17 protein-coding genes, 2 pseudogenes and 1 CRISPR repeat array are annotated in these 21936 nt (G+C 42.6%); of the genes and pseudogenes, 11 read left to right on the forward strand and 8 right to left on the reverse strand.

Annotated features, from left to right (window positions below):
• The first annotated feature begins 19 nt into the window (after positions 1-19).
• Genes cas1f through cas6f form a run of 5 tightly spaced genes read left to right on the forward strand, consistent with a single transcriptional unit; the run spans position 20 to position 6527 of the window.
• Positions 20-967, forward strand: a complete 948-nt coding sequence (gene cas1f, locus BUQ89_RS05330) for a type I-F CRISPR-associated endonuclease Cas1f (RefSeq protein WP_028462361.1) — start codon at positions 20-22, stop codon at positions 965-967.
• A complete protein-coding gene (locus BUQ89_RS05335) occupies positions 967-3900 on the forward strand; it encodes a CRISPR-associated endonuclease Cas3'' (RefSeq protein WP_342742999.1) in 2934 nt (977 codons plus the stop codon). The genes cas1f and BUQ89_RS05335 overlap by 1 nt, the downstream gene beginning before the upstream one ends.
• A 3-nt stretch (positions 3901-3903) precedes the next feature.
• Positions 3904-4884, forward strand: coding sequence for a type I-Fv CRISPR-associated protein Cas7fv (cas7fv, locus tag BUQ89_RS05340; RefSeq protein ID WP_028462359.1), 981 nt, complete (start codon positions 3904-3906; stop codon positions 4882-4884).
• 8 nt (positions 4885-4892) lie between these two features.
• Positions 4893-5933 carry a type I-Fv CRISPR-associated protein Cas5fv gene (cas5fv, locus tag BUQ89_RS05345; protein WP_028462358.1) on the forward strand — a complete coding sequence of 347 codons (1041 nt, stop codon included), beginning with the start codon at positions 4893-4895 and terminating at the stop codon, positions 5931-5933.
• A gap of 9 nt (positions 5934-5942) precedes the next feature.
• Positions 5943-6527, forward strand: coding sequence for a type I-F CRISPR-associated endoribonuclease Cas6/Csy4 (gene cas6f / locus BUQ89_RS05350; RefSeq protein WP_028462357.1), 585 nt, complete (start codon positions 5943-5945; stop codon positions 6525-6527).
• Positions 6528-6658: 131 nt separating this feature from the next.
• A CRISPR array of direct repeats spans positions 6659-8848; the repeat unit is 28 nt; unit sequence GTTCGCTGCCGCACAGGCAGCTTAGAAA.
• 113 nt (positions 8849-8961) lie between these two features.
• Here the strand turns inward: cas6f and BUQ89_RS05355 are convergent.
• Complete coding sequence (locus BUQ89_RS05355) at positions 8962-10194, reverse strand: RNA-guided endonuclease InsQ/TnpB family protein (RefSeq protein WP_074202519.1); 1233 nt, start codon at positions 10192-10194, stop codon at positions 8962-8964.
• A 30-nt stretch (positions 10195-10224) separates the two neighbouring features.
• Between BUQ89_RS05355 and tnpA the strand changes: the two genes are divergently transcribed.
• The gene (gene tnpA, locus BUQ89_RS05360) at positions 10225-10641 is read left to right on the forward strand and encodes an IS200/IS605 family transposase (protein ID WP_074202520.1); all 417 of its coding nucleotides are present in this window, start codon (positions 10225-10227) and stop codon (positions 10639-10641) included.
• Positions 10642-10780: 139 nt separating this feature from the next.
• Here tnpA and cls read toward each other — a convergent pair whose 3' ends face one another.
• Complete coding sequence (cls, locus tag BUQ89_RS05365; RefSeq protein ID WP_028462513.1) at positions 10781-12259, reverse strand: cardiolipin synthase; 1479 nt, start codon at positions 12257-12259, stop codon at positions 10781-10783.
• A gap of 322 nt (positions 12260-12581) precedes the next feature.
• A complete protein-coding gene (locus BUQ89_RS05370; RefSeq protein WP_028462512.1) occupies positions 12582-12968 on the reverse strand; it encodes an SPW repeat domain-containing protein in 387 nt (128 codons plus the stop codon).
• Positions 12969-13127: 159 nt separating this feature from the next.
• Between BUQ89_RS05370 and BUQ89_RS05375 the strand changes: the two genes are divergently transcribed.
• Positions 13128-13715 (forward strand): TetR/AcrR family transcriptional regulator, encoded by a 588-nt coding sequence (locus BUQ89_RS05375; protein ID WP_028462511.1) that lies wholly within the window; start codon positions 13128-13130, stop codon positions 13713-13715.
• Between the two features lie 412 nt (positions 13716-14127).
• On the opposite strand, the gene BUQ89_RS05380 is transcribed toward BUQ89_RS05375, so the two are convergent.
• The 3 genes from BUQ89_RS05380 to BUQ89_RS05390 all read right to left on the reverse strand — a co-directional run bounded on the left by BUQ89_RS05380 (position 14128) and on the right by BUQ89_RS05390 (position 15097).
• The gene (locus BUQ89_RS05380; protein WP_028462510.1) at positions 14128-14433 is read right to left on the reverse strand and encodes a hypothetical protein; all 306 of its coding nucleotides are present in this window, start codon (positions 14431-14433) and stop codon (positions 14128-14130) included.
• A gap of 155 nt (positions 14434-14588) precedes the next feature.
• The gene (locus tag BUQ89_RS05385; RefSeq protein ID WP_028462509.1) at positions 14589-14786 is read right to left on the reverse strand and encodes a CsbD family protein; all 198 of its coding nucleotides are present in this window, start codon (positions 14784-14786) and stop codon (positions 14589-14591) included.
• A 143-nt stretch (positions 14787-14929) separates the two neighbouring features.
• A complete protein-coding gene (locus BUQ89_RS05390; RefSeq protein ID WP_028462508.1) occupies positions 14930-15097 on the reverse strand; it encodes a DUF1328 domain-containing protein in 168 nt (55 codons plus the stop codon).
• Between the two features lie 252 nt (positions 15098-15349).
• Here BUQ89_RS05390 and BUQ89_RS05395 point away from each other — a divergent pair, with 252 nt between their 5' ends.
• Positions 15350-15652, forward strand: coding sequence for an IS3 family transposase (locus BUQ89_RS05395; RefSeq protein WP_074202521.1), 303 nt, complete (start codon positions 15350-15352; stop codon positions 15650-15652).
• 131 nt (positions 15653-15783) lie between these two features.
• On the opposite strand, the gene BUQ89_RS05400 is transcribed toward BUQ89_RS05395, so the two are convergent.
• Complete coding sequence (locus BUQ89_RS05400) at positions 15784-16857, reverse strand: IS5 family transposase (protein ID WP_083605150.1); 1074 nt, start codon at positions 16855-16857, stop codon at positions 15784-15786.
• A 77-nt stretch (positions 16858-16934) separates the two neighbouring features.
• Between BUQ89_RS05400 and BUQ89_RS05405 the strand changes: the two are divergent.
• Positions 16935-17804: pseudogene (locus BUQ89_RS05405) on the forward strand (IS3 family transposase); the annotation flags it as partial.
• 87 nt (positions 17805-17891) lie between these two features.
• Here the strand turns inward: BUQ89_RS05405 and BUQ89_RS05410 are convergent.
• Positions 17892-18074, reverse strand: a complete 183-nt coding sequence (locus BUQ89_RS05410; RefSeq protein ID WP_028462526.1) for a PLDc N-terminal domain-containing protein — start codon at positions 18072-18074, stop codon at positions 17892-17894.
• A 1100-nt stretch (positions 18075-19174) separates the two neighbouring features.
• Between BUQ89_RS05410 and BUQ89_RS05415 the strand changes: the two genes are divergently transcribed.
• Together BUQ89_RS05415 and BUQ89_RS14145 are read left to right on the forward strand one after the other, a co-directional pair.
• Entirely contained in the window at positions 19175-20536 is a 1362-nt protein-coding gene (locus BUQ89_RS05415; RefSeq protein ID WP_177183638.1) for a glycoside hydrolase 100 family protein, read from the forward strand.
• Between the two features lie 146 nt (positions 20537-20682).
• Positions 20683-21810 (forward strand): annotated as a pseudogene (locus BUQ89_RS14145) (RNA-guided endonuclease TnpB family protein).
• Positions 21811-21936: the final 126 nt, after the last annotated feature.

A 21936-nucleotide genomic window follows, 5' to 3' on the forward strand; every position in this document is an offset into this window, starting at 1 on the left:
AATAAGGAAACACCATTAAGTGGATCAACTATCAAATTTAAAATCGATATTACACTCCAAACGAGCCAATATTTACTATCTCGAAATGTGTCGAGTGATGCAGAAGGATGGGCGTGTTCTTTATCTGACGGAAGCCAAAGAAGAAAGATTTTATTGGAACATCCCCATTGCCAATACGACAGTTATTTTGTTAGGCACTGGTACTTCTATCACACAAGCGGCAGTACGTATGCTTGCGTCAGCGGGTGTTTTGATCGGTTTCAGTGGTGGCGGCGGCACGCCACTGCTGGCAGGTAGTGAGATTGAGTGGCTTACGCCGCAGAGTGAATACAGGCCCACCGAATACGTTCAGGGGTGGTTGTCATTTTGGTTTGATGAGGGGAAGCGTTTGCGGATTGCCAAGCACTTCCAGATACTGCGTATCAATTATCTGCAATCTGTCTGGTGTAAAGATAAAGATCTTAAGAATGAAAGATTCTTTGTTGATGACGAAGATATTATCCGGGCGCTCTCTGGTTATTCTGAAAAAGTGGAACGAGCCAACACTGTCACCGAATTATTGTTGATTGAAGCTCAGCTTACCAAAAGCCTCTATAAGATAGCCGTTAATCGCACACAGCAAGAAAATTTTGTTCGCAATTTTGACAATACGGACAGCGCAAACTTGTTTCTCAATCACGGGAATTATCTCGCTTATGGTCTGGCAGCCAGCACGCTCTGGGTATTAGGCATCCCTCATGGGTTTGCGGTCATGCATGGAAAGACCCGACGTGGTGCGTTGGTATTTGATGTAGCCGATCTGGTCAAAGATGCTTTGATTCTACCCTGGGCGTTCATTTGCGCCAAAGAAAAAACCACTGAGCAGGAATTCCGTCAGCAGATTTTACAAAAATTTACAGATCATAAAGCACTGGATTTTATGTTTGATAGCATCAAGCAAGCCAGTTTGCGCGGTGGCACGATATGATGGTCACTTTTGTGTCCGAGTGCGAGAAAAAAGCCTTGGCTAGAACCCGCCGGGTACTTGATGCCTTCGCCAATCGAATCGGCAGCCGTGCTTGGCAAACGGTGATTACTGAAGACGGCTTAATTGCTATCAAAACCTTGTTAAGAAAAACTGCCACCAAGAATACGGCAGTTGCTTGTCATTGGATACGCTCCAGAAGTCGCAGTGAATTGGTTTGGATTGTCGGGAATCGTGCACAATTCGATCAACAAGGTATAGTGCCCGTAAATACTACTTCTAAAGAGTTAATCATGGATATAACAACGGATAAGCCCAATCCGGATTTCTTATATGCAAATACGCATTTGCAGTCGTTAGCTGAACATTTATTCGCTGTGGGTTATGTCGCAGAGCAATTGCATAGACGGCTGATGCCTAATCAAGAAAAACAATCAATCGCTACATTTGTTGCAGGTTGTTTACATGATTTAGGCAAAATAGACCCTTGTTTTCAAGAGTGGGCAAGAGATCCTAAAAAGAAAGATTTCGTAGCTGAAGATGGTCAGCATATTGATGATGTTAAATTCAGCTTTGAGAAGCATCCTCGGCATAATGAGATTTCCGTATTGCTTTATTACTTGCTTGATCACATAAGCCTCAAGCTAGTAAACGCTAACCATAAGAAATCTATTAAACATGTGATTTATTGGCATCATGCCAAACCCTTTCGCAAGGAAAAAGAAAAGGGCTTTGCCAATTATGGTGATATTTATACCAAATTGACCAATAACCTAAAAAATATCTCTTTTATTGAATTATTAGACAAAGCCATCAAGCTGCTTAACGGTGTATGCACTATTGATGTCAGGTATCGAGTGATTGAAGAATCGCTGCTTTCCAAAGTTTTTAATGCTGATGTTGATTTAGATGCGATCGAAACGCTGGATGGATTGTTATTGCCGTATTATAAAAAATACGAACTGTCGGAACGTATTGAACAATATGAATCACAAATCAAGCACAATGCTGACAACAACATCATGCGTGCCTGTGTTATCTCAGCTGATCGTTTGGTATCTGCACTATTAGCCACTGATTTGCACGCTCACATAAAAGACGGTTCGCTTGATAGCTTGGTAAATGAAGTTCTCTCGTTTGAGTCTACGTTGTGTTCCCATATTGAGGGATGTCTAAATCAATTTCCACCTGGAGAACGGAGCAACAAACAAAGCGAAGTCTCCAACCAACTCACCAAAGCCCGGGGCGTTAGCGTTCTGGCTGGCCCTGCCGGTTGTGGCAAAACCAAAATTGCTTTGGAATGGGCCAAATTAAAGAATGCCCAACAATTAATCTGGATATGTCCACGTGTCCAAGTCTGCCAAGGTTTGTTTGATGAATTAATATCTAAAGATTATTTTGAACTTAACTTACCCAGCATAAGTATTGAAATTAATACGGGAGAATTTAAATATACCAATCAGTGGAATAAACAAACGCCAGAAAAAGATTATTTCTCTGGCGATATAGTTATAACCACTATAGATCAAATACTTAACGGCATCATCACACATAACAAAGTCGATACACTGATTGGTTATCTTAATGCACATGTGGTGTTTGATGAGTTTCATGAATATATCAACATGCCCGCATTCAATTTGTTGTTTGCGGAGTTAATCGCTTGCAAACAGCAACAAGAATCCGCAGCCAATACCTTGCTGGTATCTGCTACGCCACATTATTTTTATCTTAAACAAGTGCTGAGGCTTGAATCGGAAGATATCGTTGCTATGCCGTCTTTTAACCAAAGACCCTATTTTGTGACGTTTAAGGTCTTTGACGAAACCAGGCAGGATGATACCAACCCGCTGTATCAGAGCCAAAATTCCAACACTATTGTTATCAGTAATACAGCCTTAACAGCACAAAAAAGTTTTATTCGCAATCAGCATCAAGAAAATGCTGTGCTATTACATTCAAAGTTTAAGAAAAGTGATAAACAAAAATGGTTTGAAGAGGTTTATGAATCGTTTAAAAAAGATGGTATACGAAAATTTGAAGTCTTGCGCAGCGGGCCGATTATACAGGCATCATTAAACATTACGTGCGATTACATGGTGGCGGAAATTACCAATGCAGAAGATTGTTTGCAACGTTTAGGTCGACTAGATCGTTTTGGCGTAAATAAAGAAGGCAGCGTGTACTGTATAGCTGTGCCCGAACCGATTCATCAAGGTAAAGGTACGGGCTTTGCGGCTCGTTTCCTGTCCCGGATGTTTACATTCGGAGCTACCAAAGCATGGTATCAATTGCTAAAAGCAGAGTTGGATGACAAAGCAGTTACTTTGCCGCGGCTCTACAAGTTGTACGAACAATTTCATCACTCTGACACGGGTAAGAAATTCATTGAGTTGGATTTGATTGCTTCGCTCAAAGCCAGTGTGAAGTTGATCGATCAGAAAGTGATTGACCCGATTACCATTTCACCTAAAAAAGCACTGGTGAAAGGCCGAGCCAAAATCAGTAAAAATTCACTACGCGGCGAGAACCGCTTCGTGCAGATGGCGATATGTGATGTTAATGATCCAGGTCAATTTAAATTTTTGGATCAATATGCCTATCAGATGCCGATCAATGAGCGGGATAGTTTTGACAATTTAACTGCTTCTAAAGATGAGATAGAAGGTTATGGTGATAGCGATAAAAATTTGCTGGCGCACATGAAAGCTAAGCACCACAACATTATGGGAGGTACCAAAGCTTTTAAAGACTTTATTCTACTCAATGAGGCAAGAGATCCAGAGCTTCCTGTTTATCTGAGCTATACGCCTGGCGATCTAGTTCCGGTTGGTGGAGAAGCTGCACGACATAGCTACGCTATTTATTACGCCGTTTGCGACAGACAGCCAATCGGCGCAATTTCAATTAAGCAATTAACTTCAAATGAGGAATGACTGATGCAAAAGATAACCGGTATTAAAAGTGTGGATTTTAAAATAGTCGCATTGGGCCACGGAGTAGTTAATTGGAATGGACCGACGACGTTAGTAGGTGATGGTGGCAAAACGGTTGACAATCATACACTGCCAAAATTAAGGGGCTACAGTAATTTAACCGGCAAGGTAAAAGAAGAAACAGGCTATAAATACAAAAAGCAGGCAGAGGATATAAATTTTAAAGAAACGCCGATGTATATTAGCCAGAATTGCATTCGCCATCACTTATTTAGAAATCAGGCTTTTGATTTGCACTATGCTAAAGATAAAAATCTACAAGCTGTACTGGCTTCAATAACAGGTTTGATACGTGGTTATGTTGTTCCTTCAAGTCAATGCAAACGTACGAGTCCCTTATTACTTGAGGATTTTGTTGACCAATTGGGCAACGGCAATTTTGAACAAATGGGCCGTTCAGGTTCCAAGGAAAAAGGCAAAGATGATAAAGGTGATGATGTTGCCAGCAATTCCTTTTTCTCAAAAACGACATTTGGGGAGACCGAATACCTTGCTTATGGTTCTATCAGCATAGAGCAGTTGGAATTTATTTCGCTTGATAAGAAATTTGACCGCGCCTCCATGATTATTAAAGACGGTGAAGGTGAGAAAATTGCTGAAGTTGTACAAAACTTTATCAAAAGCCTTGATCCCTCCCGCAATCCAAAAGCCACATTCCATCAAAACTACGTTCGTGGCGGCACCATATTTGAAGAGGGCGAAGTCGGTATTTTATTGGATAACGAAGCCATTGATATCCTGATTCAGGAAACCATTCGTATGATTAGCGAGTTAAGCATTCGCCAGGCCAAAGGTTATATGTATGTGGATAGTATCCTTGTGGACTACAACGACAGCCATAAAATGATGCGCATTAAACGCTCGGAAAGCGAAATATCAGAAACGCCGGAAACCAGCTATGCCGTTTATTTCTACGCCAAGTAGAGGTGGGTATGCGAATTACGATTAAATACGAAGCTGCTTGGCAGAATTCTTTTTTGGATGGTTCTAATAATGAACCCTTGCCTAAAAGTGGACGAGGATTTGTTGGATCGATGACCAATTTATCCAAACGAGATAGCGAAGGTCAATATTCCAATTTTATTGAACGAAAAATAAGCAAAAATACCATCATGGGCATTTTGAACCGACTGATTGGCGACCAACGTAAACTGTATCAAGCAAAGCAGGATCAAAGTTATTTTTTTATGGGCATAGAGGATCAAATAAGCTTTGAAAATAGCCATGATCGTTCTAAGCCAATCAATACAGAGATGGTTTATATTCGCAATATAACCGGCAGCACTGATCAAAACGCTTTTACGGGTATGATTAAAGCAACTGACCCTGCTTTTAGCTCTGTTTTTTCAGGCCAGCTTTGGGGCGTGCTTCACTTGGAACTATGCGATGTTTTGAAACTTATTAATGACCCAGGTTATACGATCAATAACAATGCTGGTTTTGATCCTTTAACCGTTATTAACCAATTTGAACTACTTGGCGGCTTCAAAGACATTGATGTGACAGGTGAAGTAGAAGCCACATTAGATGTTCTAAAATTAAACTATCCCGATATTAATTACGAATTAACCGCCAAAGGACAAATCAAGCCGATTATATTGTATTGCTCAGCACTTTATTTGCAAATAGGGCGTTTGGAGAAATCTGGTTATGATTTGTCAACAATTGTAACGAAAAAGGGTGGATTAAGCGGTATTTCAAAACGAGGATTTACTCTAAAAGATTTTATGGATCGCTATACCACGGGCAGTAAAAAAAAGATTTGGGGGAATCCCTATCTTTTGAAAGAAAAACGCAAAGGCGAAGGTGAAGTGACCTCACTGCTAACTAAAGCCAATGGCACACTTGAAATACAGTTAGATATTCCCCAAGAAAAAGCACAACAACTTAAAGATATGATAGAAGCAGCCGGTGTTTCAAGTTTTTATCTGGGTAAAAAAGGGCTGGCGTATATTGATAGTCTTAGGATATAGGGAAAAATCATGAAACATTATCTTGAAATAACCTTATTGCCCAATCCAGACATTAACCTGTTGACCTTGTGGTCAAAAGTATTTCAACAAATCCATTTAGGCTTGGTTGAATTGCAAGATGAGCAGAAGCGGGTACCGATTGGCGTTTCATTTCCAGAATACATTATAGGTGAAAAATATAGTGTGCTTGGTGGCAAGTTGCGATTGTTTGCGCAAGACGAATCTATGCTAACCCGGTTTGATGTTGCGAAATGGTTGACTCGATTAAGTGACTACGTGCACTGTACCAGTATCCGCTCCGTACCGTATGAGCTGAAAGGTTACGCGATATATCAACGTGAACAACCTAAAACTAACAAGGAACGCTTAGCCAGGCGCTATGCTATCCGACATCATATTGACTATGTCACAGCTATTCAGCGTTATAGCGATATGGAGTATAAGTTAATACCTACCCCATTTATTCGCTTGAAAAGCTTAAGCAGCGATAAAACATTTTGTTTGTGGATCAAGAAAAAAATAGCAGTAGAGTCTTCAAATAACACTTTTAGCAGTTATGGCCTAAGCGCTTTCGCTACTGTTCCTGAGTTTTAACCCATTTTTTTAGCTCTTTAAGAAATAGCATACAAATTAGCCAGTTGCATATATCGGTTTTGGGAATGGTTAAGTTAACTAAAATTTCCTGTAAACTGCGATGCGACTGGCTTTAAGTTTTTTTATTGCCAGTTCGCTGCCGCACAGGCAGCTTAGAAATTCGTTTTGTTGTGTTGATGTATGTCATTATAGTTCGCTGCCGCACAGGCAGCTTAGAAATTAGCGCTCTAGCAGATAGTTTTTTTGGTGGCGTTCGCTGCCGCACAGGCAGCTTAGAAATTATGATATTTGGGCTCGTGACGGATTTTTAAGTTCGCTGCCGCACAGGCAGCTTAGAAAAGGAGGGAAACTACGACGGCAGAACAGAACTAGTTCGCTGCCGCACAGGCAGCTTAGAAATGATTTAAGTTTAGCTAACCCCTCCCCCACCTGTTCGCTGCCGCACAGGCAGCTTAGAAACATTGTATGAAATTTACTCTTATCATGACGGTATTCGCTGCCGCACAGGCAGCTTAGAAATCATTGCCACTGTAATTAATGCGATATTTAACGTTCGCTGCCGCACAGGCAGCTTAGAAAAGTTGCCCAGCTCGGTATTTATCATACCTTTGGTTCGCTGCCGCACAGGCAGCTTAGAAAGATTTGAGCGAACCTCAATAAGAAGACCGCGAAGTTCGCTGCCGCACAGGCAGCTTAGAAAAGATTTATCTGCATAGGTTTGTACATTAAATGGTTCGCTGCCGCACAGGCAGCTTAGAAAGATCAGGTGCGTGCATTTGTGAATAATTCGGGGTTCGCTGCCGCACAGGCAGCTTAGAAAAGGGATTCATTATTGGCTCGCTCTTCGGCTGGGTTCGCTGCCGCACAGGCAGCTTAGAAAGAATGGCGCTGACGGAACATTATATCTCACATGTTCGCTGCCGCACAGGCAGCTTAGAAAAGCATGGGCGCGTCAGTCGCGGCTATTGCAGGGTTCGCTGCCGCACAGGCAGCTTAGAAAAACACCAGGTAAAGATATCCCAGTACCACCCGGTTCGCTGCCGCACAGGCAGCTTAGAAAAAAACGTGAAATGTATATAGATTCTAGTGTTGGTTCGCTGCCGCACAGGCAGCTTAGAAAATTATTAACGTCAATCAGATATCTATTTTCGTGTTCGCTGCCGCACAGGCAGCTTAGAAATTATTTTGTCGATAATGACTACAAATAACTATTGTTCGCTGCCGCACAGGCAGCTTAGAAAATTGAGCACTTAATGTGCCGAGCGTGGCTTCAGTTCGCTGCCGCACAGGCAGCTTAGAAATGACATGCATACCAAAATGATAAAAGAAGCTAGTTCGCTGCCGCACAGGCAGCTTAGAAAGGAAGGATGGCTAGACACGGAAATAGAGGAGAGTTCGCTGCCGCACAGGCAGCTTAGAAATGAAAGAATTTATATTAGCAATATTAGCATTTGTTCGCTGCCGCACAGGCAGCTTAGAAATTTAGAATATGGTAGGTTTCTTGTAGTTTTCCGTTCGCTGCCGCACAGGCAGCTTAGAAAGTGACCCGCTTATCTTGATAAAGCATCGGCTCGTTCGCTGCCGCACAGGCAGCTTAGAAATTGAAATTACCTGATTTTTTACTCTTATCCGGGTTCGCTGCCGCACAGGCAGCTTAGAAAGATCAATAACTGAGATAAGCTGCTCTGTTCCCGTTCGCTGCCGCACAGGCAGCTTAGAAATTTGTGGGAGATGACAGGTTGATAGAAGGGTAGTTCGCTGCCGCACAGGCAGCTTAGAAAAGTACTCATTCGCGTCATACGGCTCCAGCGTTGTTCGCTGCCGCACAGGCAGCTTAGAAAATCGATCATCTGCTTCATTCTCGTTTTTATCAGTTCGCTGCCGCACAGGCAGCTTAGAAAAGATAAATATATGAGAGGTAGTAGAGAACAACGTTCGCTGCCGCACAGGCAGCTTAGAAATTAGTCTCTGCACCTTCTAATGCTTTTATACAGTTCGCTGCCGCACAGGCAGCTTAGAAAATCTCTATTTCGTCATCAATACGTTTTTCGATGTTCGCTGCCGCACAGGCAGCTTAGAAAATGATTCATCGGGCTGGCTGGTTAGTGACGGCGTTCGCTGCCGCACAGGCAGCTTAGAAATACGGAACTTAAGAAGCACTACCATGTTCTTAGTTCGCTGCCGCACAGGCAGCTTAGAAAGTCGCTAAATATCGCATTAATGACGGCGGCAAGTTCGCTGCCGCACAGGCAGCTTAGAAATAGAAAAAGCAAATCTTTCCCATAAAAATCTTATTCGCTGCCGCACAGGCAGCTTAGAAATTGTCTGTAATTCACCCAGATTTCCCATTAAGCGGGAATTTTAATGGAAGCCATTAAAATAAATGGTTTTGACATCCTCCCCTTCCTAAACGAAGGGGATTCCTAGCGACTTATTAAGCCGTTAAGAGTAGGTTTGTATTGCTACTGTCTACTGGTTCCTGCTTCTTAGACGAAACTAACGTTTCAACTCCACAGGCTAACAAGCGATGTCCTCGCTCAAGTACATTCAAGGCACCTACCAAGTCGGCATTGGCTTTAAATCCACATTCTGTACATTCAAAAGCACTTTGGCTTTTGCGATTGTCATGACTAACATGTTGACATCTAGGGCAGGTTTGAGAGGTGTATTGAGGGTTTACCTTCAATACATCCCCGCCTGAACAAGCCTGTTTATACTCCAAGAACGAAACGAACATTCCCCATCCTTGGTCAAGAATGGATTTGTTTAGACCCGATTTCGCTTTGACGTTTTTACCATGCTTTTCAACACTGCCCTTGGCACTCTTAGACATGTTTCCTATCTTTAAATTCTCAACTACGACCATTGCGTGATTTTTGCTGATTTCGGTTGAGGTTTTGTGTAAGAAGTCTAAACGAGCATTGGCAATACGCTCATGCAGTCGGGTAATGATTTGTTTCTGCTTTTTCCAGTTAGCAGAGAAACGGACTTTTTTAGACAGCTTACGCTGTTCAAAAGCCAGTTTCTTTGATAACTTTCTGAAACTGTTTAAAGGTTCTACGTATGAGCCGTCTGACAAGGTTGCAAAGCGGGTAATGCCCATATCAACACCAATCATACTGGTTGAGCTATGACGCTTTAGCTCGGTCTCGTACTCAGTCTGAATCGACACGTACCAATAACTGCCTTTACGGGAAATCGTCATATTTTTAACGTCACCAATGACTTGGCGTGAATTACGATATTTCACCCAACCGATTTTAGGCAAGAACACTTTGCTAGACTCTTGCTCCAGCTTAAATCCTTGTGGATAACGAAAGCTGTCACTCAAACCTTTTTTCTTGAATTTTGGAATCCGTTTTAAAGGCTGTTTTTTATCAAAACCGTCTTTGAACGCTTTTTCTAAGTTTTTTAAGGCTTGTTGCAACGGTTGAGAATGAACGGTTTTTAGAAATCCATAATCTTCTGAGGATTTCCATAGCTTTAGCCAAAATGACAACTCGTTGTACCAAAGCAATGGCTGTTTCTGCTCTAATCTGAACAGATTCATTGCTAAGGCTTTATTCCAAACAAACCGATTAGCACCCGCAAACTCAACCATCTTCTGTGCTTGGTCAGAATTTGGATTGAGTCGAAATTTAAAGGCTTTGCGTATAATCTGCTTCATGGTTATAATTATACAAAAATTAATTGGTCTATGCAAGTTAATAACGATGTAAGAACAGGAAGACATTGTATTTTTAATCTTCACGTTCATTTGGTCTTTGTAACAAAATACCGTAGAGATGTTTTCTCCGGAAGGGTATTAATTGATTTGGAAGAAATATTTAAAAACGTGTGTTTGGATTTTGAAGCAGAATTGGTGGAATTTAATGGTGAGCATGATCATATTCACCTTTTAGTTAACTATCCACCAAAAATTGCTATTTCTAACTTGGTAAATAGTTTGAAAGGCGTTTCAAGCCGACTTATTCGCAAAAAGAATTATCCCGAAATTAAAAATAAGCTTTGGGGTAATATGCTTTGGAGTCCAAGCTATTTTGCGGGTAGTTGTGGTGGAGCAGCACTCTCGATTATTAAGCAATATATTGAACAACAGCAAAGACCGCATTAAACAGGCTTCGCCTGTGCGCTTATATCTCCGCCCTGAAGGACGAAGTTTTACGCGCTATTTGATAAATAAACATGTTTGGGTAAATTAAAGCGATTTGATTGATGCATATATTTCTTCCGATTTATCGGTTCAACCGAAATTACAACACCGGACTAAATAATCTGGCGACAATGGTTCCGGTACGGATGTACCACGGCCGCAGCTGACCATGGCTCGCATTCATATTATCGGAAACCGCGAAATCTTGTTCCAGCATTTGCGCTGCTTCCTGAACAAGAGCGGGATCTGCCACTGCCAGCATCAGTTCGAAATTCAGGTGCAGAGAGCGATTGTCCAGATTAGTTGATCCGATCAGTACCAGATTGTCGTCCGCCAGAACGCATTTCTGGTGCATGAATCCTTCGGAACAATAGCGGTATACCGGAATGCCCAGTGATTCGAGTTGCTGTTCGTAATAGAAACCGGCGAGGAACACCAGCCAGGAATCCGCCTTTTCGGGGATCAGAATTCTCACGTCGATGCCTCTTGCCTGAGCCATCGACAGTGCCGTCATGCAGGAATCGTCCGGAACCAGGTAGGGAGAACTGATCCACAGCCGCTTTCGAGCACAGCCGGCAATGGTGGCGAACATCATCGTGGCACGCATACGGCCGTCTGCCGGGCCGGTCGCGCATACCGCCGCCATTCCATGTTGATCGTCCGAAACAACTGGTGCTTCGACAGTCGTGCTCCAAACAGCTTCCGGCAGATTCCGTCGAGTGGCCCAATAGTAGTCACTGGCGAATACGGCCTGAATTTTTCGGACAACAGCGCCGTCAACATGAATTGCCGTGTCCCGCCAGCGAGAAACCCAGGAGATACGACCAAGATACTCGTCACCGATATTCAGGCCGCCCACGATTGTTCGCTGCCCATCGATCACGACAAGTTTGCGGTGGTTGCGAAAGTTTAACTGAAAACGATTGGCCCAACCCTGGCGTGTATTGAAAGCCAACACATCTACACCTGCATCGCGGACTCGTCGCAACCATGCCCTTGTCAGTTTCATGCAGCCGACTTCGTCGTACAGCAGACGTACGACGACTCCGGCCTGAGCGCGTTCGCACAAGGCCTCTGCAAACTTACGGCCAATGTCGTCGTCGCGGATAATATAAAATTCGATGTAAATGTAGTTTTTTGCGCTGCGGATCTGTTCAAACAATGTATCAAAAAACGACTCACCATCGATCAGCAGCCGAAAGGCATTGTTATAGCTCAGCGGTGTATCAAGAACGTCTGCCAGCACATCCAGCGGCGATTCGCCTGTTGCACTGCCGGCGTTTTTCCCCGTCATCAATTCACGACGGACCGCTTCGACGGAGGCCTTGCACTGCTCGCCCACCTGTCGAATGGCATCTCGATAGCCTGCGAACCGTTTCTGTCCAAACACCCAGTACAGCGGCAGCACCAGAATCGGCATCGCGACGAGGCCAACCGCCCATGCGACAGCCGCCTGGGACGTTCGAACCTTGTTCATCGCATGCCAGGCAGACGCAATTCCAAGCAGTTCGGCGGTTGTGACAAAGACCAGGACCAGGACAGTCCACGATTCATTTAGCAGATTCAGGACAGCACTCATTCCGATTCGGCTCCTTCACCTTTTGTTGATTAGCCCCCAGAAGATTTTCACGATAGTAGCGGCCGGGCTCATTTGCTATCTTGGAAGGGGCCCTGAAGTGGCCCCTTTAACTAGAAAATCTGAAGATAATTAAGCGCTAATATGGCTGGTTAATCAAGCTCAGGCAGCTTGAGGAATTGCATGTTTCTGATTGTAAACTTGATTTGGCGCTAGATCATCAAGACTTTGATGAAAACATTTCTGATTGATTGTACCAGTTGAACCAGGCATTTAAACTTTTCCTTACCTCCGTTAGATTGATAAAATGATAACCTAATGTTGATTAATGTTTGACTACTCCTTCGACGTTCATTTTCTCTCTTTCTACAGCTTTATAATCAGTGATAAAACCGAGTACGATAACAATTAGGCCAACCGCGATATAAAAGTTTCTTGCGGTTTGGTCATCTGTAAAACCAAAGATAAAAGGTAGTGCAATCAGCGAAGGGCCAACCAGGCGTTCAATCCAACCGTGAATGGTAAATGGAATCAGCTTAAATATACCAAATGCAAAATCAGAAGTGATCGTGATGACCAGATGAACGCCAGCGATGACATATGCCAATGTGGCAGGAAGCTGACTTAATCCTAATACTGTAGGAGCGAATAGAAAAATAGCGACTGTTAAAAAATCAAGATAACCGTGTATACGGGGTGAGATTACTTTCATGTGAATGCTCCAATTTTAATTTTCTCTTAAGAGTAATATTTGCACTACAATTATTGTAGTGATCGATACAATATAATTGATGATCTCTTATGTCAAGACTTTTTGTAGTGATCGATATAAAATGATAAAACATGAATGCATCTTAAGGATTAGCTCAGGATGACCAGAACAAAAAATTTTGATGAAACTAAAGCACTGGAAACGGCAATGCTGCTTTTCTGGAAGAAAGGCTATTCCGCCACATCCATGAAAGAACTTGAGCAAGTTATGGGGCTTAAAATAACAAGTATCTATAACGCATTTGGAAACAAGCGTGCCTTGTTTGAGAAGGCACTTAACTACTATTTACAACATATCCTAATTAAATTCATAGTGGCGTTAGATAATGCAGATTCACCAGAAAATGCGCTAAAGGCTGTATTGATGGAGGTGATAAATTTACATTTTAATCCCTCGCATCCCGGTGGATGTTTAGTTGTATTTTCTATATTAGAGAATGAACAGCATGACGAAAGCTCAAGACATATCTTGAGCTCTGCATTAGGTTTATTACATAACGCTATTATTAAAAGACTTGAGAGTGACAAAGAAAAAGGAAAAATAGTGCCTGAGATTGACTGCCATGCGATTGCAAATCATGTTGCAGCATTGATAACAGGTATGATAACGATGGCAAAGGCCGGTTTTCCACAAAAAGAATTAGAAAAACTTATTAATAATGCTGTCGAAATATTGTTTAAGACGTAAGCATAATATCAATCTTGGATACTTTTTCGGATTCTGTTGCAAGAACCCTCGCCAGAATTTAGACCATTGATTATAAAGCTCTCATCCTGTGCGCAGCTCTAAATCGATGAGGACCGCCTATGGAACGATCAAGGGATTTGAGCTCATGCATAGGTTGAAGAAAGGACAGATGGATGCATGGAAATAGGGGCACAAGGTCTCAGAGGAGAGATTCGTCTTATTGAAAGGCGACTCGATATTTACACCGCATAATCAAACCTATCATAGGTTTACTTTGATACACGCTATTTTTTGCAACAAAGCCCGCTGTATTAACCAGGTAATGAACGTTGGTACATGATAGCTTTTTAAATCAACGGGCTATTTGTTTTTTTTCTGAAAATAATTGCAATTAAGGTGACCACTAATACACCTAATAACCACCCCTGATTTTATCTGCGCGATCTTCTATTTTATCGGCTTTATCTTCAGCTGATTCTCTAAACTCATCCGCGTGATCCTCCATTCTGCCGGCTTTATTTTCACGCATTTCTTCGTATGCCTCATTTGCATCTTCACCTCTCTCCCTAATCTGACCCGCTTTTTCTTCTAATCGATCAGCTTGTGTTTCTGCATCAGTCATTCCGGGCATAATATTTTGCGAATAGCTATTTGGTGCAACGATAATCAATAGAGAAACGCTTAAAGCCGCCAAGATCGTTTTTATTAACTTATTCATGTTGATATCTCCTTTTAATATAAGGGGTCTGTCGGAAAATAGATTTCTAAGGGAACTTCAATTTTCAACGCATTGATTAATCGATAATTTATTTTTCTAAAATGACCGTTATCTCTATTTTCCGACAGCTCAATAAGGTATACCTCGTTTAGTATTTAGAATTTGCTGCTGAAATCATCAGCTTGTTTTTCAGCTTCTTCTCTGGCAATGCCATATCTTTCCTGAATTTTTCCAACCAATTCCTCACGCTTGCCTTCGATAACATCCAGGTCATCATTAGTTAATTTCCCCCATTGCTGTTGTGCTTTACCTTTAACCTGTGTCCAATCACCTTTAATTTGATCCCAGTTCATAATGAGCACTCCTTTTATTGACATTAAAAATATTTAAAACAACATTTACATTTGTTAGGAACATTTAAAATAATTAATATTATTAACTCCTTATAGGGATATTGGGGATATTGCCGGTTTATTTTGACGACTAATCACAAATATCATCCAAGCGGCGGACGTCGACCTGCTACCCAGAATAGAATAGCTAAAACGATGCCGATTACAAATAAAATCCAAGCCATTTCCATAGCCATGCCAGCGACACCGGTAACACCTAATAAAGCCGCAATAATCGCTATAACTAAGAAAGTAATCGCTAAATTTATCATCTGGTTTCTCCTTATTTATGACTCTAGATTAGCGCATTAATCAGGCATTAATCAGGCATTAATCTAAAGATGTATCCTCAGAAACATTGATCCTTTTGACTGTTTTTATCACGCATACCACTTGTCATATGAGACATGCTACCGTAGGAATCCTTTGCGGTATGTGCGATGACGCACAAAGGAAGATGATGTATGCTGATTTTCATGGAGTCCAACGTTTTGTAAAATTGAGGTATGAAACGGAGGATAAAAATGGAAAAATCACCGAGAGCGAGGTACAGTCCGGAATTTCGCCAAGAATCAGTAAAGTTTTTTAAAGAAAGTGGATTGGTGCTTGTTGAAGCAGCAAAGCGATTATCTTTACCCAAGGGGACTTTAAAAAACTGGATCTATACAGATAAGCAAGGTGAGCTTGCTGGATTAGGCAAAAACCAGAAGCCACTATCTGATCTTGAATTGGAACTATCCAGAGTAAAACGTGAATTAGCAGAAGTCAGAATGGAGCGAGACTTTGTAAAAAAGTGTGCGGCCTATTTCGCGAAGGAGTCACAGTGAAATATGGAAGACCTCTGCACAACTGCGTAAATTTACTGTGACAATGGAAAAAATGCCCAAATGACATTTTTTATGCGTGTTATCTTGGAAAAAAATGAGTTTTTTTCTCTTTTTAAAGGGAATTTCCCCCTTTATGTAGCATTTGGACGGACTACTCCCCTTGGTGGCTTGTCCACGAAAATTTTGTTGGCCGCTTTTTTTAGATTCATGCAGATACTTTTCAGCATAACTTGGGCGTTGACTTTTGCCGTGCCGAAGTAGCTGGCGCGTCCCATCCCGAATAGGCGTTTGGCCGTGCCGAAACACTGTTCAACAATATAGCGTTTTTTGCTGATCAATTTATTCGCCAGCTTCTGGCGTGCCGAGAGTGGCTTGTTCTTGTACGCACGATGCATGATTGCGCTCTTGATTTTGTGATTTCTTAGAAACTGCCGATTGGCGTTGCTGGCTGATCCTTTGTCGGCATATACCCGATTTGCCTCAAGGTGCGCACCCTCGATAGCTGCTTCGAAATGTATCATTTCGCTCTGGTTGGCAGGGGCAGTGTGAACTCCACGCACATAGCCGTCTTGCGAGTCCACTACCAGGTAACTGCGATAGCCAAATTGCGACTTCTTGCCTTTTTTTAGCCAGGCCGCATCTGGATCCGCGCTTTGTTCTTCAATACAGGTGATTCCTGGTTGGCTGCCATCCTCAAATTGAACAGCCTTACCTTCGGTATCCACTTCAAGCAGGATAGCCTTTTTGGGGCGTGCCGCTGACTCAATCAGCGTGGCATCAATTACCGCTCCCGTTGCGCCCTTGATCATCAATCCGTGTGATTGAAGCTGTTCATTGATCGAGGCTAGCAGATCATCTAACCGATCGCCGGACACCAATCGGTTGCGAAACCGACACAAGGTGGTTTCGTCCGGTATCGCATCCGACAAGGACAAACCACAAAATTGTAGAAAATCAATCCGAACATACAGTGCTTGCTCCAACGCAGCATCCGACAAACTATGCCACTGTCCCAGCAGGATCGCCTTGAACATCATCAACCTATCAAATGGTTCCTGTCCTCCACCATGCGATAACTCGCGCTTGTATAAACCTGTAAGCTTCGAACGTAACTCCTCCCAGTCAATCAGGACATCAATCTTCATTAGCACACTGTCTCGTCTCAATCGCTGTGCCAATTCCAGTGTTCCAAAACTTATCTGCATCTCTTGTTCCAAATGTCTTTTACTTGTCACTATTTTAGTCGGTTATCGCGCTGACGGGGGAGTTGTGCAGTAGTCTTTATGGTCTAATTGAGTCGATGCGACAATCGTACCCGATTGTATCCATGTGTCGTATATTTGGTGTTTCTGAAAGTGGCTTTTATGCTTGGAGAGTTCGTGCGCCGAGTGAGCGTGAACGGGAGAATGCAAGGCTGGAAATAGAGATAAAAGCTGCCCATCAACGAACACGTGAAACCTACAGTGCAACACGTCTGCATAGTGATCTAGCAGATCATGGCGTGCAGGCCACCCCGTACCGTGTGCGAACGCTACGTAAGAAGCTGGGTTTACGCTGTAAACAGAATCGAAAATTTAAGGTGACAACCGATTCTAAACATCGCTTGCCAATAGCGCCTAATGTATTAAAACGTGAATTTACTGTTAGTGCACCAAATAAAGCATGGGTAAGTGACATCACCTATATTTCTACCGATGAGGGATGGCTATATTTGGCTGGAATAAAGGAACTATTTAATGGAGAGTTGGTGGGTTATTCTATGAGTGAAAGAATGACTAAGAACCTTGTTATACAGGCTTTGTTTCGTGCAACTGCCAAAAAACGTCCGCCCATAGGATTGATTCTTCATTCAGATCGTGGCAGCCAGTACTGTGCACATGATTATCAAAATCTATTGAAGCAGTTCGGCATGACCGCCTCCATGAGCCGCAAGGGTGATTGTTGGGACAATGCACCAATAGAAAGTTTTTGGGGAATACTTAAAAATGAACTGGTGCATCATCGGAAATTCAAAACACGACAACAGGCAATTCAGGAGATTACCGAATACATCGAAATATTTTATAACCGACAGCGTAAGCAAAAAAGACTGCGCTATCTGTCACCGGCAGCATTTACTCAGCAATATTATGAAAAGCTTATAGCTGCTTAACCCGATGGACTCCATATTTGACAACACACATCAGATGAGTCAGAAGTGCTAATGTAAGGCATCGATTTTACCGCGAAATGGTAATGTCTATCCATTCTTAGGGCCTAACAAAAACCATAAGATTAGGCCAATTAATGGCAGAACTAGAATTAACACTACCCATAATACTTTGCTTTCCGTGCTTGTTGAGCCCTGAACAATCTTTATAATTGCCCACACATTCAAAATTAACAAAAGAAGACCAAAAAAGCCACCAACTTCGATACCCATGTTTATATCTCCTTATTTTTCAAATTAATTTTGTCCTATGAGATTTTTAGAAAATATTCAGTGATCCAAAAATCAAAATATTATTGTAGTTATCATAAATAAATCCGCCCATCCATAAATTCTACACCGTAAATAGCGAGGAATAACTCGAAGAGATTTATCCAGATAATTTTCCAGGAAAACTAAACTAAAGATTAGATGCGGGGAGAAAATTGAAAGATTTAATGAACAAAGAGTTACATGGATTATTATAGCTATTCTATGAATAATTTTGATGAAAGAAGCCTAGCTTCAAGGTCACTTATCATTGGATTTAGCCATTCTAAGACTGCTGCATAACTGTGTTTTTGAGCTTTTCTGATTACTTACAGCATTGATAAATCAAACACTTAAAAATCTTGCTCAGCCCGAGATAGCCGGTTATGCAGTGGTCTTATATCTGTAATAGTAGTTAGTATTCGCTGTCGTAGATTGGGGTTTGCGTCGCGCACAGTCCAGTGAACAATGTGGCTAACGCAATATCATTACTTTTAAGCGCTTACATATTCAGAAAATAAATGATGACCAATACGATCCCTGGTACTCCCAGCAGCCATGCTAGAAAATATTTACCCATTTGAGCCTCCCTTTCTGGTTTACAGATAATTGTTTTGTTGGCCCAATAAGATTACTTACTGGGTAACTCAAGTAAAGCATCTATAACTTCGTCTGATCGTTATGTCTGCCATACTGTCACGATCACATGCTACGACAGGAATCCTCCGAGGTATGTACGGCAACACACAAAGAGGTACTATAGATGGATGAATGGGAATACGGACAAGGCTTCATAGGATAAATTCGTCTTATTGAAAGACAATCCGATATTTACATCGCATAATTAGACATATTAGAGACTTACTCTGAAACATGTTATTTTTTGCAACAGAGCGCCCATTGCTGCATGAGGCGATCGCTTTTACATGTATTGAGGCTTTTTCAAAAGCCCTCGCCATATGTTTTAACTTATTGATTATAAATATTAATTTTTAACTATTGGGGTTTTGCAAAGGTCTCGTGCTACGAACGAGCGTTATGATGGCTGATAAAAAGGAATAAACATGATCGATACAAAATTGATCGATACCGCATGGTGTGAACTATATAAATCAGTGATCGAATACAAAGGCCAACCCGTGGGAACCGTGGCAGCGCGTGATCCGGGTATCGATATTCTCAATTACGACCATTGCTTCGTAAGGGATTTCGCGGTTTCTGCATTAGCCTTCTTGATGCGGGGCGATACCGAGATAGTACGAAACTTCCTCACTATCATGGTCGAGTTGCAAGGGAAAGTAAAATATATGAACTGCTTTATGGTCGGCAAGGGTTTGATGCCAGCCAGTTTTAGGGTGGTTAAGACAGATGGCATTGCTCAACTTGAGGCGGATTTTGGTGAAAAATCAATTGCCCGCGTGTCACCAGTAGACTCAGGGCTTTGGTGGCTGATTGTGCTGCGCGCTTATGTGCGTGCCACTGGAGATACCACATTAATAAAACAACCCGAATTTCAACAAGCCATAAAGTTGACGTTAGAACTTTTTCTAGAGCCGCATTTTGATATGCGTCCGACTTTATTGGTTACTGATGGCGCTTACATGATCGACCGCCGTATGGGTGTTTATGGTTATCCCTTTGACATTCAGTCTTTACTCTTTGCCGCTTTATCCGCAGCCCGGGAACTTCTTATTGAAGACGGTTATTACTATCGTTCAATCACAGAACGTTTAACCCATTTAAGCGTTCATTTGCAAAATTATTATTGGCTTGACTTCGATCGGCTTAATACGATTTACCGTTATAACGTTGAGGGGTATGGCAGCCAGGTCATCAATGCTTTCAATATTCAACCAAGCACGATTAAACCGGCGCTTATAGACTGGTTGCCCGCAAAAGGTGGTTATTTCGCTGGTAACGTGGGCCCTGGACGTATGGACTTTCGTTATTTTGCGCAAGGAAACCTGTTGGCAATAGTTTCGTCGTTAGCAACGCAGGATCAGTCACACAAAATTATGGCATTGATTGAGCAACGTTGGAACGACCTGATTGGGCAGATGCCAGTTAAGCTCTGTTTTCCTGCATTGGAAGGGAATGATTGGGAAATCGTAACAGGAGCTGATCCGAAAAATTCTGCCTGGTCATACCATAACGGAGGGAATTGGCCTTTTTTGCTCTGGCTGTTTGCGGCGGCCGCACAAAAGTCGGGTCATCCAACATTAGCCATGCGCGCATTGGAATCCGCTGCAGAAAGACTAGCGGACGAATGTTGGCCTGAGTACTTTGATGGACACTATGGTCAGCTCGTCGGGAAGGAAGCGCGACGCTTTCAGAGTTGGTCAGTAGCCGGTTTTTTGGCCGCTTATCAGTTACTCGAACAACCAAGCCAGCTGAATTTAATTGAATTTGGGTTCCAGCTCAACTGACCGTCAAACTTGGGGATGGAATCAGATACTTTATCATCTCAACTTCCGGAAAACCCCGGTCTTAAGGCCGAGGATGGATAGGGAGTCAGCTTCGTTGATACTAAAGCCTGTTTTTCACCTATTTCTGTTAAAGTGTGTGAATGGAAATGAAGCGCGCATACAAATTCAGGTTTTACCCAACTTTTGAGCAAGAAACTATTCTGGCTCAAACATTCGGGTGTGCTCGGTTTGTCTATAATCGCATGTTGCGCGTTCGTTCTGATGCTTGGTATACCGAGAAAAAAGGAATCGGGTATCATGCTACCTCCTCTTTGTTGACCGAGTTAAAAAAAGAGCCTGAATTTGAATGGCTGAACAAAGTTTCCAGTGTTCCTGTGCAGCAATCTCTCCGCCACTTGCAAACGGCATTTGGTAATTTCTTTGCCAAACGAGCCAAATACCCGTCATTCAAAAGCAAGCATGAGAAGCAATCGGCTGAATACACGTCCAGCGCCTTCAAGTGGGACGGTAAGTCTCTGAAACTGGCGAAGATGAAAGATCCACTGAATATCAGATGGTCGCGCACCCTTCCTAAGGCGACAAAACTAACGATTGCAACAGTCTCTAAAGACTCAGCGAGTCGATACCATGTTTCTATGCTTTGCGACGACTCTGTTGCGCGAAAGCCAAGGGTTAGCGGCAAAGTCGGCATTGACTTAGGATTAACGCACTTCGCTATTCTTTCTACGGGCGAGAAGATTGCGTCTCCTAACACGCTACGAAAGAATGAAACCAGGCTTGCTAAGCTGCAACGCAAGCTATCTAAAAAGCGCAAAGGGTCGGCCAATAGACAAAAAGCCAGACTGAAAGTAGCGTGACTACATGCAGGAATTGCTGATGCTCGTAAAGACTTTCTACATAAACTCTCAACACGGCTAGTGAACGAAAACCAAGTGATAGCTGTAGCGTCTTTAGCTGTTAGCAATATGAAGAAAAATCGTTGCCTCGCAAAATCAATTTCCGATGCAGGATGGGGTGAATTTGTGCGGCAATTAGAATACAAGTCGCTGTGGTACGGGCGAGAGCTTGTAGGTATTGACCGATGGTATCCAAGCAGCAAACGCTGCTCGGGATGTGGGCATACCGTAAACAAGATGCCTTTGAATGTGCGTGAATGGACTTGTCCGGAATGCGGATCAATCCATGATCGAGACATCAACGCAGCGCGTAATGTTTTGGCCGCTGGACTGGCGGTGTCAGCCCTTGGAGAATCTATAAGTCCTGTTTGCATTTAGGTGCGTCCGGGTTGGATTCGTTGAATTGGGAATCCCCTTCGTTTACGGAGGGGAGCAGTCAAGAGCCTTAGAGATAGCGATCTCCGAACAGAAACAGTATCAGCGATGCGCCCAGCATACCGCCGG

It is taken from the genome of Nitrosomonas cryotolerans ATCC 49181 (assembly GCF_900143275.1).
Classification (GTDB): Bacteria; Pseudomonadota; Gammaproteobacteria; order Burkholderiales; family Nitrosomonadaceae; genus Nitrosomonas; species Nitrosomonas cryotolerans.

What these genes read in the sequence shown, in the direction of transcription:
- BUQ89_RS05410 (WP_028462526.1), bottom strand. Translation starts at nt 18,074, where the DNA reads ATGGGTATCGAAGTTGGTGGCTTTTTTGGTCTTCTTTTGTTAATTTTG.
- cas5fv (WP_028462358.1), top strand. Translation starts at nt 4,893, where the DNA reads ATGCGAATTACGATTAAATACGAAGCTGCTTGGCAGAATTCTTTTTTG.
- BUQ89_RS05335 (WP_342742999.1), top strand. Translation starts at nt 967, where the DNA reads ATGGTCACTTTTGTGTCCGAGTGCGAGAAAAAAGCCTTGGCTAGAACC.
- BUQ89_RS05395 (WP_074202521.1), top strand. Translation starts at nt 15,350, where the DNA reads ATGGAAAAATCACCGAGAGCGAGGTACAGTCCGGAATTTCGCCAAGAA.
- BUQ89_RS05370 (WP_028462512.1), bottom strand. Translation starts at nt 12,968, where the DNA reads ATGAAAGTAATCTCACCCCGTATACACGGTTATCTTGATTTTTTAACA.
- BUQ89_RS05355 (WP_074202519.1), bottom strand. Translation starts at nt 10,194, where the DNA reads ATGAAGCAGATTATACGCAAAGCCTTTAAATTTCGACTCAATCCAAAT.
- BUQ89_RS05380 (WP_028462510.1), bottom strand. Translation starts at nt 14,433, where the DNA reads ATGAATAAGTTAATAAAAACGATCTTGGCGGCTTTAAGCGTTTCTCTA.
- cas7fv (WP_028462359.1), top strand. Translation starts at nt 3,904, where the DNA reads ATGCAAAAGATAACCGGTATTAAAAGTGTGGATTTTAAAATAGTCGCA.
- cls (WP_028462513.1), bottom strand. Translation starts at nt 12,259, where the DNA reads ATGAGTGCTGTCCTGAATCTGCTAAATGAATCGTGGACTGTCCTGGTC.
- cas6f (WP_028462357.1), top strand. Translation starts at nt 5,943, where the DNA reads ATGAAACATTATCTTGAAATAACCTTATTGCCCAATCCAGACATTAAC.
- BUQ89_RS05385 (WP_028462509.1), bottom strand. Translation starts at nt 14,786, where the DNA reads ATGAACTGGGATCAAATTAAAGGTGATTGGACACAGGTTAAAGGTAAA.
- BUQ89_RS05390 (WP_028462508.1), bottom strand. Translation starts at nt 15,097, where the DNA reads ATGATAAATTTAGCGATTACTTTCTTAGTTATAGCGATTATTGCGGCT.
- BUQ89_RS05415 (WP_177183638.1), top strand. Translation starts at nt 19,175, where the DNA reads ATGATCGATACAAAATTGATCGATACCGCATGGTGTGAACTATATAAA.
- BUQ89_RS05375 (WP_028462511.1), top strand. Translation starts at nt 13,128, where the DNA reads ATGACCAGAACAAAAAATTTTGATGAAACTAAAGCACTGGAAACGGCA.
- tnpA (WP_074202520.1), top strand. Translation starts at nt 10,225, where the DNA reads ATGCAAGTTAATAACGATGTAAGAACAGGAAGACATTGTATTTTTAAT.
- BUQ89_RS05400 (WP_083605150.1), bottom strand. Translation starts at nt 16,857, where the DNA reads ATGCAGATAAGTTTTGGAACACTGGAATTGGCACAGCGATTGAGACGA.